Origin of the sequence: Comamonas aquatica, assembly GCF_018064205.1 — a bacterium.
Lineage (GTDB): Bacteria > Pseudomonadota > Gammaproteobacteria > Burkholderiales > Burkholderiaceae_C > Comamonas > Comamonas aquatica.
The window spans coordinates 3,751,193-3,764,856 of record NZ_CP072916.1; the positions used below are offsets into that span (position 1 = coordinate 3,751,193).

18 protein-coding genes are annotated in these 13,664 nt (G+C 60.5%); all 18 read left to right on the plus strand.

What is annotated here, in order from left to right; translation table 11 throughout:
• Nucleotides 1–97: 97 nt before the first annotated feature.
• The 18 genes from KAQ61_RS17575 (at nt 98) to rplP (ending at nt 13,663) form a co-directional block, all read left to right on the plus strand.
• The gene (locus KAQ61_RS17575; protein ID WP_210929998.1) at nt 98–520 is read left to right on the plus strand and encodes a CopD family protein; all 423 of its coding nucleotides are present in this window, start codon (nt 98–100) and stop codon (nt 518–520) included.
• Nucleotides 521–561: 41 nt separating this feature from the next.
• On the plus strand, nt 562–1,659 hold the full coding sequence (locus KAQ61_RS17580; protein WP_210929999.1) for a VanZ family protein: 1,098 nt from the start codon (nt 562–564) through the stop codon (nt 1,657–1,659).
• Between the two features lie 13 nt (nt 1,660–1,672).
• The gene (locus KAQ61_RS17585; RefSeq protein WP_042419133.1) at nt 1,673–2,017 is read left to right on the plus strand and encodes a (2Fe-2S) ferredoxin domain-containing protein; all 345 of its coding nucleotides are present in this window, start codon (nt 1,673–1,675) and stop codon (nt 2,015–2,017) included.
• 87 nt (nt 2,018–2,104) lie between these two features.
• Nucleotides 2,105–2,743 carry an alpha/beta hydrolase gene (locus tag KAQ61_RS17590; RefSeq protein WP_210930000.1) on the plus strand — a complete coding sequence of 213 codons (639 nt, stop codon included), beginning with the start codon at nt 2,105–2,107 and terminating at the stop codon, nt 2,741–2,743.
• 41 nt (nt 2,744–2,784) lie between these two features.
• On the plus strand, nt 2,785–3,954 hold the full coding sequence (locus KAQ61_RS17595) for a D-alanyl-D-alanine carboxypeptidase family protein (protein ID WP_043385779.1): 1,170 nt from the start codon (nt 2,785–2,787) through the stop codon (nt 3,952–3,954).
• 156 nt (nt 3,955–4,110) lie between these two features.
• Nucleotides 4,111–4,488: a 30S ribosomal protein S12 gene (gene rpsL / locus KAQ61_RS17600; protein ID WP_042419058.1), complete on the plus strand. Its 378-nt coding sequence runs from the start codon at nt 4,111–4,113 to the stop codon at nt 4,486–4,488.
• Nucleotides 4,489–4,657: 169 nt separating this feature from the next.
• On the plus strand, nt 4,658–5,131 hold the full coding sequence (rpsG, locus tag KAQ61_RS17605; RefSeq protein WP_042419055.1) for a 30S ribosomal protein S7: 474 nt from the start codon (nt 4,658–4,660) through the stop codon (nt 5,129–5,131).
• Nucleotides 5,132–5,285: 154 nt separating this feature from the next.
• Nucleotides 5,286–7,394: an elongation factor G gene (gene fusA / locus KAQ61_RS17610; protein ID WP_042419053.1), complete on the plus strand. Its 2,109-nt coding sequence runs from the start codon at nt 5,286–5,288 to the stop codon at nt 7,392–7,394.
• A gap of 174 nt (nt 7,395–7,568) precedes the next feature.
• A complete protein-coding gene (gene tuf, locus KAQ61_RS17615; protein WP_045265651.1) occupies nt 7,569–8,759 on the plus strand; it encodes an elongation factor Tu in 1,191 nt (396 codons plus the stop codon).
• 25 nt (nt 8,760–8,784) lie between these two features.
• Nucleotides 8,785–9,096 (plus strand): 30S ribosomal protein S10, encoded by a 312-nt coding sequence (gene rpsJ, locus KAQ61_RS17620; RefSeq protein WP_005796953.1) that lies wholly within the window; start codon nt 8,785–8,787, stop codon nt 9,094–9,096.
• A gap of 207 nt (nt 9,097–9,303) precedes the next feature.
• Entirely contained in the window at nt 9,304–9,978 is a 675-nt protein-coding gene (gene rplC / locus KAQ61_RS17625; protein WP_043387293.1) for a 50S ribosomal protein L3, read from the plus strand.
• Nucleotides 9,978–10,601, plus strand: coding sequence for a 50S ribosomal protein L4 (gene rplD, locus KAQ61_RS17630; protein ID WP_042418936.1), 624 nt, complete (start codon nt 9,978–9,980; stop codon nt 10,599–10,601). Before rplC ends, rplD begins: the two co-directional genes overlap by 1 nt.
• The gene (gene rplW, locus KAQ61_RS17635; RefSeq protein ID WP_042418934.1) at nt 10,598–10,912 is read left to right on the plus strand and encodes a 50S ribosomal protein L23; all 315 of its coding nucleotides are present in this window, start codon (nt 10,598–10,600) and stop codon (nt 10,910–10,912) included. Before rplD ends, rplW begins: the two co-directional genes overlap by 4 nt.
• Nucleotides 10,913–10,914: 2 nt before the next feature.
• Nucleotides 10,915–11,739 carry a 50S ribosomal protein L2 gene (gene rplB / locus KAQ61_RS17640; protein ID WP_042418931.1) on the plus strand — a complete coding sequence of 275 codons (825 nt, stop codon included), beginning with the start codon at nt 10,915–10,917 and terminating at the stop codon, nt 11,737–11,739.
• Nucleotides 11,740–11,749: 10 nt separating this feature from the next.
• Nucleotides 11,750–12,025: a 30S ribosomal protein S19 gene (gene rpsS / locus KAQ61_RS17645; RefSeq protein ID WP_042418928.1), complete on the plus strand. Its 276-nt coding sequence runs from the start codon at nt 11,750–11,752 to the stop codon at nt 12,023–12,025.
• Between the two features lie 9 nt (nt 12,026–12,034).
• Nucleotides 12,035–12,367, plus strand: a complete 333-nt coding sequence (gene rplV, locus KAQ61_RS17650) for a 50S ribosomal protein L22 (RefSeq protein WP_042418925.1) — start codon at nt 12,035–12,037, stop codon at nt 12,365–12,367.
• 16 nt (nt 12,368–12,383) lie between these two features.
• Nucleotides 12,384–13,244, plus strand: coding sequence for a 30S ribosomal protein S3 (rpsC, locus tag KAQ61_RS17655; RefSeq protein WP_042418923.1), 861 nt, complete (start codon nt 12,384–12,386; stop codon nt 13,242–13,244).
• A gap of 2 nt (nt 13,245–13,246) precedes the next feature.
• The gene (rplP, locus tag KAQ61_RS17660) at nt 13,247–13,663 is read left to right on the plus strand and encodes a 50S ribosomal protein L16 (RefSeq protein WP_042418921.1); all 417 of its coding nucleotides are present in this window, start codon (nt 13,247–13,249) and stop codon (nt 13,661–13,663) included.
• Nucleotide 13,664: the final 1 nt, after the last annotated feature.

Genomic DNA, 13,664 nt, shown 5'->3' on the forward strand with positions numbered 1-13,664 from the left:
TGAGCAGGCCTCTTCCAGAGGAATTTCTCGGCCCGGCTTGATGCCGGGCCTTTTTTTGTGCGCCAGCCCAGGCCAGGGGCGGGCTTACACTGTGTCCATGTTGTGGGTCAAAGCTTTTCATATCGTCTTCGTGACCAGTTGGTTTGCGGGTTTGTTCTATCTGCCGCGCATCTTTGTGAACCTGGCCATGGTGCCGCCCGGCTCGGTGGCCGAGCGTGAGCGCCTGATCGGCATGTCCCAGCGGCTGCTGCGTTTCACCACCCTGTTGGCGGTGCCCGCCGTGGGCCTGGGTCTGTGGCTGCTGTTCGGCTATGGCTTCTGGCAGTCGGGCGGTTGGGTGCATGCCAAGCTGGTGCTGGTGGCGCTGGTGCTGGCCTACCACTACAGCTGCGGCCACCTGCTGCGCCAGCTGATGGCCGAGGCCTGCCCGCGCAGCCACCGCTGGTTCCGCTGGTACAACGAGCTGCCCGTGTTCCTGTTGATGGGCATCGTGGTCCTCGCGGTGGTCAAGCCGTTCTAACTCTCGCAACCGTCTGAGCCCGGACTGGAAAGGGGCTGTTTGTGTTCAAAACCTCGGCATGGCCGCTGGCCCTGCTGTACACCCTGCTGATCGTGTTCGCCAGCCTGTTCCCGTTCGAAGGCTGGCGGGTGCAGGGCATCTCTCCCTGGGTGTTCGCCACGGCGCTGCTGCCGCCGCCGTACTGGACGTGGTTCGACGTCAACACCAACATCATCGGCTACGTGCCCCTGGGCTTTCTGCTGGCGCTGGGCGGCGTGCGCAGCGGCATGCGCGCCTGGGCCATCCTGTGGGCGGCGCTGTGCGGGGCCGTGCTGTCGCTGAGCATGGAGTTCCTGCAGATCTACCTGCCACGGCGCGTGCCGTCCAACATGGACTTCGTGCTCAACGCCGCAGGCGCCCTAGTGGGCGCGGTGCTGGCGGCGGGCCTGGAGTGGCTGGGCCTGCTGGAGCGCTGGAGCGTATTCCGCGAGCGCTGGTTCGGCCACCAGCCGCATGGCGGCCTGGTGCTGATCGGCCTGTGGCCGCTGGCCCTGCTGTTCCCGCCGGCGCTGCCCTTCGGCCTGGGGCAGGTGCTGGAGCGCCTGGACACCACGCTGGACGAATGGCTCGAAGGCACGCCCTTCATGGACTGGCTGCCGCTGCGCGAGGCCCCGCTGGTGCCCCTGATGCCCAGCGCCGAAATGCTGTGCGTCATGCTGGGCCTGCTGGCGCCCTGCCTGCTGGGCTACCTGCTGATCGTCCACCGCGGCCGGCGCGCGGTGTTCGCGCTGCTGACCGGGGTGGCCGGCGTGGCGGCGACGGCGCTGTCCTCGGCCATGGCCTATGGGCCGGTGCACGCCTGGGCCTGGCTGACCCTGCCGACCCAGGCCGGCATGGTGGCGGCGGCGCTGTTTGCCGTCTGCCTGCTGCCCATCGGGCGCCGCTGGTGCGCGGTGCTGTTGCTGCTGGTACTGATGTGGCAGCTGAACTGGCTCAACCAGGCGCCGCTGAACCCGTATTTCGCCGAGACCCTGCAGTCCTGGGAGCAGGGCCGGTTCATGCGCTTTTACGGGCTGGGTCAGTGGCTGGGCTGGCTCTGGCCCTATGCCGTGCTCGCGTATGTGGCCTTGCGCCTGTCCCAGCGCCAGGGCGACTCCTAGAATGCACAGCACCATGAGCGACAACACTGCCCCTGGCTACTACAGCCGCCACATTTTTTTCTGCCTCAATGAGCGCCCCAACGGTGAGGACTGCTGCCACCTGCACGGCGCCAAGGAAGGCTTTGACCACTGCAAGCGGGCGGTGAAGGACGCCGGCCTGGCCGGCAAGGGCCAGGTGCGGGTGAACAAGGCCGGCTGCCTGGACCGCTGCGCCGCTGGCCCCGTGGCCGTGGTCTATCCCGAAGGCACCTGGTACACCTTCGTGGACACGGCCGACATCGACGAAATCGTCGAGTCGCACCTCAAGCATGGTCAGGTGGTGGAGCGTTTGCTGGTGCCGCCGGAACTTGGCCGCTGAAACCGACTCAGACGCCGCATTGCAAGTGTTTTTGGCAGTTTGTGCTGATCTGACAAGCGCGGACAGCTATGAATTAGGTAGTTTGCTGTGAACGCCCAAACCGAACGATTCACCCTGACCGGCGCCGCAGGCGCCATCGAAGCCCTGCGCGACCGCCCGGTGGGCACCCCCCGGGGCGTGGCGGTGATTGCCCACCCGCACCCGCTGTATGGCGGCACCATGGACAACAAGGTGGTGCAGACCCTGGCGCGTGCCTTCGTGCAAACCGGTTGGGAGACCATCCGCTTCAACTTCCGCGGCGTAGGCGCCAGCGCCGGCGTGCACGACGCCGGGCGCGGCGAAGCCCAGGACCTGGTGGAGGTGGTGCGCCAGGTGGCCCCCCAGGGCCCGCTGGCGCTGGCCGGCTTCTCGTTCGGGGCCTTTGTCACCACGCACGCCGTGGCCGCCCTGTGGGACGAGGGCCGCGTCGAGCAGGTGGTGCTGGTGGGCACGGCGGCCAGCCGCTTCGAACCCGCCTCCCTGCCGCCGGCGGCGCACGCGCGCACCCTGGTGCTGCATGGCGAAAAGGACGACACCGTGCCGCTGCAGTCCGTGATGGATTGGGTGCGCCCGCAGATACTGCCTGTAACAGTTGTGCCCGATGGAGGTCATTTCTTCCACGGACAATTGCCGTTGCTCAAAGGGCTGGTGGTCCGCCACCTGAGCGCCGGTCACGTGCCAACGTGACCGCTAGCCCCTTGTTGATTCTTTGATAAACCGAGTTGTTCATGAAGCCTGTTTTCTCCTCCTTGCGCACGCTGGCCCTGACCGCGGCGCTGGCGCCCCTGTGGGCCAGCGCCCAAATCGCCCCGCTGCAGCCCCCTGAAATTGCCGCGCACACCTACATGCTGGTGGATGTGACCGCCAACCAGGTGCTGGCCTCCAAGGATGTGGACGCCCAGGTGGAGCCCGCTTCGCTGACCAAGCTGATGACGGCCTACCTGGTGTTCGATGCCCTGCGTGCCAAGAAGATCACGCTGGAGCAGCGCCTGCCCGTCAGCGAGCTGGCCTGGAAGATGCCTGGCTCGCGGATGTTCATCGACCCCAAGATGCAGGTGGCGGTGGAAGACCTGCTCAAGGGCATGATCGTGCAGTCCGGCAATGACGCCACCATGGCGCTGGCCGAAGGCGTGGGCGGTACCAAGGACAACTTCGTGCGCCTGATGAACGAGCAGGCCAAGGCGCTGGGTATGACCGGCACCAGCTACAAGAACCCCGAGGGCCTGACCGAGGCCGGGCACTACACCACGGCGCGCGACCTGTCCATCCTGGCCATGCGCCTGATGCGCGACTTCCCCGAGTACACCCACTACTACTCCATCAAGGAATACCGTTACCAGGGCACGCCGGCCGCCAACAGCCGCAACCGCAACACCCTGCTGTTCCGCGACCCCTCGGTGGACGGCCTCAAGACCGGCCACACCAATGCCGCGGGCTACTGCCTGGTGTCGACCGCTAACCGCGAAATCCCCAATGTGGGCGGGCGTCGACTGCTCTCCATTTTGCTGGGCGCGGCCAGCGACAACGCGCGGGCCAACGAAAGCCAGAAGCTGCTGAACTGGGGCTACACCGCCTACGACGCCGTCAAGCTGTTCGATGCCGGCCAGCCCATGGAAGAAGCGCAGATTTGGAAGGGCTCCCAAGGCACCATCAAGGTGGGCCGCGAAGCTGCAACCGTGGTGACCGTGCCCTCGGGCAGCGCCGGCAAGGTGACGACGCAGTTGGTGCGCACCGATCCGCTGATGGCGCCGATCACCAAAGGCCAGCAGGTGGGCACCTTGAAGGTGCTGGTCGGTGACCAGGTGGCGGCCGAGCTGCCGGTGCTGGCCCTGGAGGCCGTGAATGAAGGCGGCTTCTTCCGCCGTCTGTGGGACTCCATCCGTCTCTGGATCCGGTAACGGCTCCAGACCGACGGCAGCACCTCTGGGCTCCTGGGGGTGCTGCCGTTAATCACGTGCGACTTGCCCCGGGTTTGCCAAACTGGTACATTCGAGGGCTTTTCGGAATTTCCGAAGGGTTTCACGTTTTCGTTTTTTACGTTTAGGGACGTATATATGCCAACCATTAACCAACTCGTGCGTCAGGGCCGCACGGTCGAAGTTATCAAATCCAAGAGCCCTGCTATGGAAAACTGCCCCCAACGCCGTGGCGTGTGCACCCGTGTGTACACCACCACGCCCAAGAAGCCTAACTCGGCTTTGCGTAAGGTGGCCAAGGTGCGTCTGACCAACGGTTTCGAGGTGATCTCGTACATCGGCGGTGAAGGCCACAACCTGCAAGAGCACAGCGTGGTGCTGGTGCGCGGCGGCCGTGTGAAGGACTTGCCTGGTGTGCGTTACCACATCGTGCGCGGTTCCCTCGACCTGCAAGGCGTCAAGGACCGTAAGCAAGCCCGTTCCAAGTACGGCGCTAAGAAGCCTAAGGCCAAGTAATCAGCCCTGGCTTGAAAACAATCGGTGTTTGATTCGCCTGACTGGCGCGGTCAAACGTAGTGGCCCAAAGCGCAAATGTCTTGCGTGGGTCGAGTAAGTGAGAGTTTTTGTTGAATGGCTCTCGCGGTGCCTGAAAAGACACCAACTGAAGCAAAGATAGAGGTAAAAAATGCCACGTCGTCGCGAAGTCCCCAAACGTGAAATCCTGCCGGATCCTAAGTTCGGCAATGTCGAGCTGTCCAAATTCATGAACGTGATCATGGAAGGCGGCAAGAAGGCGGTTGCAGAGCGCATCATCTACGGTGCCCTGGATCTGATCGCCAAGAAGCAGCCTGAAAAGGAAGCTCTGGAAGTGTTCGTCACTGCCATCAACAACGTGAAGCCCATGGTGGAAGTGAAGTCCCGCCGCGTGGGTGGTGCCAACTACCAGGTGCCCGTTGAAGTGCGTCCCGTCCGTCGTCTGGCTCTGTCCATGCGCTGGATCAAGGAAGCCGCCCGCAAGCGTGGTGAGAAGTCCATGGCCCAGCGCCTGGCCAACGAACTGCTGGAAGCGACCGAAGGTCGTGGCGGCGCCATGAAGAAGCGTGACGAAGTGCACCGCATGGCCGAAGCCAACAAGGCATTCAGCCACTTCCGCTTCTAATCTGCCGAGCGCAGATTGAATCAGACGGGCCGCTCGCAATTTTTGCCGGCGGCCTTGTCTCGATTCAAGGCACCCCCATATAGAACTGCTGGCCCCGGCGCACAAGGCAGGGTGATCGCAGACTCTCTCCCATACGATCAATCAAGGATCAATCATGGCTCGCAAGACCCCCATTGGCCGTTATCGCAACATCGGTATCTCGGCCCACATTGACGCAGGTAAGACCACTACCACTGAACGTATCCTGTTTTACACAGGCGTGACCCACAAGCTGGGTGAAGTGCACGACGGCGCTGCGACCACGGACTGGATGGAGCAAGAGCAAGAGCGCGGCATCACCATCACCTCCGCTGCCGTGACCTGCTTCTGGAAGGGTATGGACCTGTCCTACCCTGAGCACCGTTTCAACATCATCGACACCCCCGGCCACGTGGACTTCACGATCGAAGTGGAGCGTTCCATGCGCGTGCTGGACGGCGCTTGCATGGTGTACTGTGCTGTGGGCGGCGTGCAGCCCCAGTCGGAAACCGTGTGGCGTCAGGCTAACAAGTACAAGGTGCCTCGTCTAGCCTTCGTGAACAAGATGGACCGTACCGGTGCCAACTTCTTCAAGGTCGTGGACCAGATCAAGACCCGCCTGAAGGGCAACCCCGTGCCTGTCGTGGTGCCAATCGGTGCCGAAGACAACTTCAAGGGTGTCGTGGACCTGCTGAAGATGAAGGCCATCATCTGGGACGAAGCGTCCCAGGGCATGAAGTTCGACTACGCCGAGATCCCCGCTGACGTGCAGGAAACTGCCGAAAAGTGGCGCGAAAACATGATCGAAGCGGCTGCCGAAGCCAGCGAAGACCTGATGAACAAGTACCTGGAAGAAGGTACGCTGTCGGAAGAAGAGATCAAGGCCGGCCTGCGCGCCCGTACCCTGGCTGTGGAAATTCAGCCCATGCTGTGCGGCACCGCGTTCAAGAACAAGGGTGTGCAGCGCATGCTCGACGCCGTGATCGACTACCTGCCTTCGCCCATCGACATTCCTGACGTGGAAGGCACCGATCCCGACAACGAAGAAACCAAGCTGTCGCGCAAGGCCGATGACGAAGAGAAGTTCTCTGCGCTGGCGTTCAAGCTGATGACCGACCCGTTCGTGGGTCAGCTGACTTTCGTGCGCGTGTACTCGGGCGTTCTGACCAAGGGTGAATCCGTTCTGAACTCTGTGAAGGGTAAGAAGGAGCGTATTGGCCGTATCGTGCAGATGATGGCCAACGATCGCGTGGAAGTGGAAGAAATCCGTGCTGGCGACATCGCTGCCTGCGTGGGCCTGAAAGACGTGACCACCGGCGAAACCCTGTGCTCGCAAGACGCTCCCATCGTGCTTGAACGCATGGTGTTCCCCGAGCCCGTGATTGCACAGGCTGTGGAACCCAAGTCCAAGGCCGACCAGGAAAAGATGGGTATCGCCCTGTCGCGCCTGGCTGCAGAAGATCCATCCTTCCGCGTGCGTACCGACGAAGAATCCGGTCAGACCATCATCGCCGGTATGGGCGAACTGCACCTGGAAATCATCGTGGACCGCATGAAGCGCGAATTCAACGTGGAAGCCAACGTGGGCAAGCCCCAAGTGGCCTACCGCGAAACCATTCGCCAGAAGGTGGTGGACGTGGACGGCAAGTTCGTGCGCCAGTCCGGTGGTAAGGGTCAGTACGGTCACGTGGTGTTCACGGTCGAACCTCAAGAAGCCGGCAAGGGCTTCGAGTTCGTCGACGCCATCAAGGGCGGTGTGGTGCCTCGCGAATACATCCCTGCCGTGGAAAAGGGCGTGATCGAAGCCCTGACTTCCGGCGTGCTGGCTGGCTACCCCGTGGTGGACGTGAAGGTCACGCTGACCTTCGGTTCGTACCACGACGTGGACTCGTCCGAACAGGCGTTCAAGATGGCTGCCATCTTCGGTTTCAAGGAAGCCGCCAAGAAGGCAAGTCCCGTCATTCTGGAACCCATGATGGCCGTGGAAGTGGAAACACCTGAAGACTACGCCGGCACCGTGATGGGTGACTTGTCTTCCCGTCGCGGCATGGTGCAGGGCATGGACGACATGGTCGGTGGCGGCAAGGCCATCAAGGCCGAAGTGCCTCTGTCCGAAATGTTCGGCTACGCCACCTCGCTGCGTTCGCAGACACAAGGTCGTGCGACCTACACGATGGAATTCAAGCACTACGCTGAAGCTCCTCGTAACGTGGCCGAAGCCATCGTGGCTGCCCGCGCTAAGTAATTAGCAAATCGGTCATAATCGACGGTTTGGTTGAAGGCGCCCTCGTGGCGCTTTCAACACAGATTGCCGGTCTGCGATCGCGTGCCACTTTGTTCCCTGTGCGAAGTGAATCAGCAATGCGATGCAGACCTTAAAACCCCACACAGGTTTGCTCTTTTATTCGGAGAATTTGCAATGGCAAAGGAAAAGTTCGAGCGCACCAAGCCCCACGTGAACGTGGGCACCATTGGCCACGTTGACCACGGTAAGACCACCCTGACTGCTGCTATCGCCACCGTGCTGTCCAAGCACTTCGGCGGTGAAGCCAAGGACTACTCGCAGATCGACAACGCGCCTGAAGAAAAGGCCCGTGGTATCACGATCAACACTTCGCACGTCGAGTACGAAACCGCCACTCGCCACTACGCTCACGTGGACTGCCCTGGCCACGCTGACTATGTGAAGAACATGATCACCGGTGCTGCCCAGATGGACGGCGCTATCTTGGTCTGCTCCGCTGCTGACGGCCCCATGCCTCAGACCCGCGAACACATCCTGCTGGCTCGCCAGGTGGGCGTGCCTTACATCATCGTGTTCCTGAACAAGTGCGACATGGTGGACGACGAGGAACTGCTGGAACTGGTGGAAATGGAAGTCCGCGAACTGCTGGACAAGTACGATTTCCCCGGCGACGACACCCCCATCGTGCGTGGTTCCGCCAAGCTTGCTCTGGAAGGCGATCAGTCCGACAAGGGCGAGCCCGCGATCCTGAAGCTGGCTGAAGCTCTGGACTCCTACATCCCCACGCCTGAGCGCGCTGTGGACGGCGCCTTCGTGATGCCTGTGGAAGACGTGTTCTCCATCTCTGGTCGTGGTACCGTGGTGACCGGTCGTATCGAGCGCGGCATCATCAAGGTCGGCGAAGAAATCGAAATCGTCGGTATCAAGGACACCCAGAAGACCACCTGCACGGGCGTGGAAATGTTCCGCAAGCTGCTGGACCAAGGTCAAGCTGGCGACAACGTGGGTCTGCTGCTGCGCGGCACCAAGCGTGAAGACGTGGAGCGCGGCCAAGTGCTGTGCAAGCCCGGCTCCATCAAGCCCCACACCCACTTCACAGCTGAGGTGTACGTGCTGTCCAAGGACGAAGGTGGCCGTCACACGCCTTTCTTCAACAACTACCGTCCTCAGTTCTACTTCCGTACCACGGACGTGACTGGCTCCATCGAGCTGCCCGAAGGCAAGGAAATGGTGATGCCTGGCGACAACGTGTCCATCACTGTGAAGCTGATCGCTCCTATCGCTATGGAAGAAGGTCTGCGCTTCGCTATCCGTGAAGGTGGTCGTACCGTGGGCGCTGGCGTGGTTGCTAAGGTTCTCGCTTAATTCTTAGAAAAAACTAGGAATTAACATGTCCAAGCAAAAAATCCGCATCCGCCTGAAGGCTTTCGATTACAAGTTGATCGACCAGTCTGCAGCTGAAATCGTTGATACCGCGAAGCGCACTGGCGCGATCGTCAAGGGTCCCGTGCCTCTGCCTACCCGCATGAAGCGCTTCGACATCCTGCGTTCGCCCCACGTGAACAAGACTTCGCGTGACCAGCTGGAAATCCGCACGCACCAACGTCTGATGGACATTGTCGATCCTACCGACAAGACCGTGGACGCTTTGATGAAGCTGGACCTGCCTGCTGGCGTGGACGTCGAAATCAAACTGCAATAAGAACTCGCACGGGCACCGTTCGCGGTGCCTTGTAAGGTCTTCTTTTAACGCGAACTTGCTTGAAAAAGCAGTTCGCGTTAAAATTTGGGGCTTCGCTTTTCTGGCGAAGTTTTATTAACCTTCTTTCGTGCGCTTTACCGGGCATTCTGGTTGGGTGCAACGCTGGGCCAATTGCAGTTACAGCGGCGAAAGTTTTGGAGCAAACAAATGAGTCTGAGCAACTCCCTGGGGTTGCTGGGCCGCAAGGTGGGCATGATGCGTCTGTTCACTGATGATGGGGACGCAGTGCCCGTCACAGTGGTGGATGTGTCCAACAACCGCGTGACCCAGGTCAAAACCCAAGAGAACGATGGCTATGTGGCTTTGCAAGTCACATTCGGTACACGCAAGGCATCTCGCGTGACCAAGCCTCAAGCCGGTCACCTCGCCAAGGCAGGTGTTGAAGCCGGTGAAGTCACCAAAGAATTCCAAGTGACCGAAGAGATCGCTGCCAAGTACGCAGCAGGCACAGCCCTGCCCGTGGCCGATCTGTTCAGCGTTGGCCAGAAAGTGGACGTGCAAGGCACTTCCATCGGTAAGGGCTTCCAGGGCACGATCAAGCGCCACAACTTCGGTGCACAGCGCAACTCGCACGGTAACAGCCGTTCGCACCGCGTGCCCGGTTCTATCGGTATGGCACAAGACCCAGGTCGCGTGTTCCCCGGTAAGCGCATGACTGGTCACATGGGTGATGTGACCGTGACAACCCAAAACCTGGACGTGGTTCGTATCGACGAAGCACGCCAACTGCTATTGATCAAGGGTGCAATCCCTGGCGCGAAGGGTGGCTTCGTGTCGGTGCGTCCTGCCATCAAGGCTAAAGCTTCCAAAGGAGCGAACTAATGCAGCTCGAACTCCTGAATGAACAAGGCCAAGCCGCGTCCAAGTTCGACGCGCCTGAGACTGTGTTCGGCCGTGCGTACAACGAAGACCTGATCCACCAGATCGTGACTGCTTACCGTGCCAACGCACGCCAGGGCACGCGCGCTCAGAAGGATCGTGAACAGGTCCGTCACACCACCGCCAAGCCTTTCAAGCAAAAGGGTACAGGCCGTGCACGTGCCGGTATGTCTTCCTCGCCTCTGTGGCGTGGGGGCGGTCGCGTCTTCCCGAATCTGCCTGAAGAAAACTTCTCGCAGAAGATCAACAAGAAGATGTACCGCGCCGGTATGGCTTCCATCCTGTCCCAGCTGGCCCGCGAAGGCCGTCTGGCAGTGGTGGAGTCCCTGACCGTTGACACTCCCAAGACCAAGGTTCTGGCTGACAAGTTCAAGTCCATGAATCTGCAGTCGTCGGTGATGGTGATCGCCGAAGAGATCGACGAGAATCTGTACCTGGCTTCGCGCAACCTGAAGAACGTGTTCGTGGTGGAACCCCGCTACGCAGACCCCGTTTCTCTGGTGCATTACAAGAAAGTGCTCATCACCAAGGGCGCAATCGACAAACTCAAGGAGATGTTCGCATGAGCACGCTCAAGTTTGACGAAGGTCGTCTGATGCAAGTGTTGGTCGCTCCCATCGTGTCCGAAAAGGCCACCATGGCTGCCGAAAAGTCCAACGCTGTGACTTTTAAGGTGCTGCAAAACGCTACCAAGCACGAAATCAAGGCTGCAGTGGAACTGCTGTTCAAGGTTGAAGTGGCTGGCGTTTCTGTGGTGAACACCAAGGGCAAGACCAAGCGCTTTGGCAAGACCATTGGCCGCCGCGACAACGTGCGCAAGGCTTATGTGCGTCTGAAGCCCGGTCAAGAGCTGAACCTGTCTGGGGAGGCTGCTTAATCATGGCTGTTATCAAACTCAAACCAACTTCGCCTGGCCGTCGTGGCGCGGTGAAGGTGACGCGTGACCACCTGTTCAAGGGCCCTGGCTATGCTCCACTGCTGGAATCGCAGTCGGAGAAGGCTGGCCGTAACAACAACGGTCACATCACAACCCGTCACAAGGGCGGTGGTCACAAGCACCACTACCGTGTGGTGGACTTCCGTCGCAACAAGGATGCCATCCCCGCCAAGGTGGAACGCATTGAGTACGACCCCAACCGTACGGCCCACATCGCTCTGGTGTGCTATGCCGACGGCGAGCGTCGCTACATCATCGCTCCCCGCAATCTGGCTGTGGGCGCGACCATCGTGAGCGGCTCCGAAGCTCCGATTCGCGTGGGCAACACCCTGCCTATCCGCAACATCCCCGTGGGTTCGACCATCCACTGCATCGAGCTGCAACCCGGCGGCGGCGCGCAAATCGCCCGTTCCGCAGGTGCTTCCGCTACGCTGCTGGCTCGCGAAGGCGTCTACGCTCAAGTGCGTATGCGTTCCGGCGAAGTGCGCAAGATTCACATCGAGTGCCGCGCCACCATCGGTGAAGTTGCCAACGAAGAGCACAGCCTGCGCCAGTACGGCAAGGCCGGTGTGAAGCGTTGGATGGGTATCCGTCCTACCGTCCGTGGTACTGCCATGAACCCGATCGACCACCCGCACGGTGGTGGTGAAGGTAAGACCGGTGAAGGCCGTCACGCTGTTGACCCATGGGGCAACCTGACGAAGGGCTACCGTACCCGTAACAACAAGCGCACACAAAGCATGATCGTGTCGCGTCGTAAGAAGTAAGGGGTAGCAAATGACTCGTTCTCTCAAAAAGGGTCCGTTTGTTGACCATCACTTGGTTGCCAAGGTTGAAAAGGCCGTCGCTACCAAGGACAAGAAGCCCGTCAAGACCTGGTCGCGTCGCTCCATGGTTCTGCCCGAGTTCATCGGTCTGACCATCGCCGTGCACAACGGCAAGCAGCACGTGCCTGTCTACATCACCGACCAAATGGTGGGTCACAAGTTGGGCGAATTCGCACTGACTCGTACCTTCAAGGGTCACCCCGCCGACAAGAAGGCCAAGAAGTAAGGAACGACCATGTCTGAAACACGTGCAGTCCTCCGTGGCGTCCGCTTGTCGGTTGACAAGGGTCGCCTGGTCGCGGATCTGATCCGCGGCAAGAAGGTGGATCAAGCTCTGAACATTCTGACCTTCACGCAGAAAAAAGCTGCTGTGATCGTGAAGAAGGTTCTGGAATCCGCTATCGCCAATGCCGAGCACAACGACGGCGCCGACATCGACGAATTGAAGGTCAAGACCATCTACGTCGAGCAAGGCACGACGCTCAAGCGTTTCACCGCTCGCGCTAAGGGCCGTGGCAATCGCATCAGCAAGCCTACCTGCCACATCTACGTGACAGTTGGTAACTGAGGCCTAAAGGAAGAATATGGGACAGAAAATCCATCCTACCGGCTTCCGCCTTGCTGTGAGCCGTAACTGGGCTAGCCGTTGGTACGCTAGCAACCGTGACTTCGCCGGCATGCTGGCCGAAGACATCAAGGTTCGCGAGTACCTCAAGGCGAAGTTGAAGAACGCTGCTGTGGCACGCGTGCTGATCGAGCGTCCTGCGAAGAACGCCCGCATCACCATCTTCTCGGCCCGTCCTGGTGTTGTGATCGGCAAGAAGGGCGAAGACATCGAGAACCTGAAGAAGGAACTCGCCACTCGCCTGGGCGTGCCCGTTGCTGTGAACATCGAAGAAGTGCGCAAGCCTGAAATCGATGCCAAGCTGATCGCTGACTCGATCACCCAGCAGCTGGAAAAGCGCATCATGTTCCGTCGCGCTATGAAGCGTGCGATGCAGAATGCCATGCGTCTGGGTGCCCAGGGCATCAAGATCATGTCGTCCGGTCGTCTGAACGGTATCGAAATTGCCCGTACCGAGTGGTACCGCGAAGGCCGCGTGCCTCTGCACACTCTGCGTGCTGACATCGACTACGGCTTCTCCGAAGCCAAGACGACTTACGGCATCATCGGCGTGAAGGTCTGGGTCTACAAGGGTGATACCTTGGGCCGCAACGACCTGCCCGCCGTCGAGACTCCCCGTCCTGATGACGAGCGTCGTCCACGCGGCCCCCGCCGCGATGGTCGCCGTGACGGCGCAGGCCGTGGTGCCCGCCGCCCCACAGGCGGTAACGCAGCTCCTGTAGACGGCAGCGACAAGCCTGCTGGTGCCGGCGCTGACTCCGTTAAGCGCGTTCGCAAGACTGACGCGCCCGCTACAGCAGCGGACGGTAAAGGAGAATAAACATGCTGCAACCTGCACGCCGCAAGTTCCGTAAGGAACACAAAGGCCGCAACACCGGTATCGCTACCCGTGGCAACGCTGTTGCTTTCGGCGATTTCGGTCTGAAGTCTACCGACCGTGGCCGTCTGACTGCACGTCAGATCGAAGCCGCACGTCGTGCGATTTCGCGTCACGTCAAGCGTGGCGGCCGTATCTGGATTCGTGTGTTCCCCGACAAACCCATCTCCACCAAGCCTGCTGAAGTGCGTATGGGTAACGGTAAGGGCAACCCCGAGTACTACGTGGCCGAAATCCAGCCCGGCAAGATCATCTACGAAATCGTGGGTGTTCCTGAAGAGCTGGCACGTCAAGCGTTCCGCCTGGCCGCTGCAAAGCTGCCTCTGCGTACGACCTTCGTGTCCCGTCACATTGGTGAATAAG

What these genes read in the sequence shown, in the direction of transcription:
- KAQ61_RS17575 (WP_210929998.1), top strand. Translation starts at nt 98, where the DNA reads ATGTTGTGGGTCAAAGCTTTTCATATCGTCTTCGTGACCAGTTGGTTT.
- KAQ61_RS17585 (WP_042419133.1), top strand. Translation starts at nt 1,673, where the DNA reads ATGAGCGACAACACTGCCCCTGGCTACTACAGCCGCCACATTTTTTTC.
- KAQ61_RS17595 (WP_043385779.1), top strand. Translation starts at nt 2,785, where the DNA reads ATGAAGCCTGTTTTCTCCTCCTTGCGCACGCTGGCCCTGACCGCGGCG.
- rpsL (WP_042419058.1), top strand. Translation starts at nt 4,111, where the DNA reads ATGCCAACCATTAACCAACTCGTGCGTCAGGGCCGCACGGTCGAAGTT.
- rpsG (WP_042419055.1), top strand. Translation starts at nt 4,658, where the DNA reads ATGCCACGTCGTCGCGAAGTCCCCAAACGTGAAATCCTGCCGGATCCT.
- fusA (WP_042419053.1), top strand. Translation starts at nt 5,286, where the DNA reads ATGGCTCGCAAGACCCCCATTGGCCGTTATCGCAACATCGGTATCTCG.
- tuf (WP_045265651.1), top strand. Translation starts at nt 7,569, where the DNA reads ATGGCAAAGGAAAAGTTCGAGCGCACCAAGCCCCACGTGAACGTGGGC.
- rpsJ (WP_005796953.1), top strand. Translation starts at nt 8,785, where the DNA reads ATGTCCAAGCAAAAAATCCGCATCCGCCTGAAGGCTTTCGATTACAAG.
- rplC (WP_043387293.1), top strand. Translation starts at nt 9,304, where the DNA reads ATGAGTCTGAGCAACTCCCTGGGGTTGCTGGGCCGCAAGGTGGGCATG.
- rplD (WP_042418936.1), top strand. Translation starts at nt 9,978, where the DNA reads ATGCAGCTCGAACTCCTGAATGAACAAGGCCAAGCCGCGTCCAAGTTC.
- rplW (WP_042418934.1), top strand. Translation starts at nt 10,598, where the DNA reads ATGAGCACGCTCAAGTTTGACGAAGGTCGTCTGATGCAAGTGTTGGTC.
- rplB (WP_042418931.1), top strand. Translation starts at nt 10,915, where the DNA reads ATGGCTGTTATCAAACTCAAACCAACTTCGCCTGGCCGTCGTGGCGCG.
- rpsS (WP_042418928.1), top strand. Translation starts at nt 11,750, where the DNA reads ATGACTCGTTCTCTCAAAAAGGGTCCGTTTGTTGACCATCACTTGGTT.
- rplV (WP_042418925.1), top strand. Translation starts at nt 12,035, where the DNA reads ATGTCTGAAACACGTGCAGTCCTCCGTGGCGTCCGCTTGTCGGTTGAC.
- rpsC (WP_042418923.1), top strand. Translation starts at nt 12,384, where the DNA reads ATGGGACAGAAAATCCATCCTACCGGCTTCCGCCTTGCTGTGAGCCGT.
- rplP (WP_042418921.1), top strand. Translation starts at nt 13,247, where the DNA reads ATGCTGCAACCTGCACGCCGCAAGTTCCGTAAGGAACACAAAGGCCGC.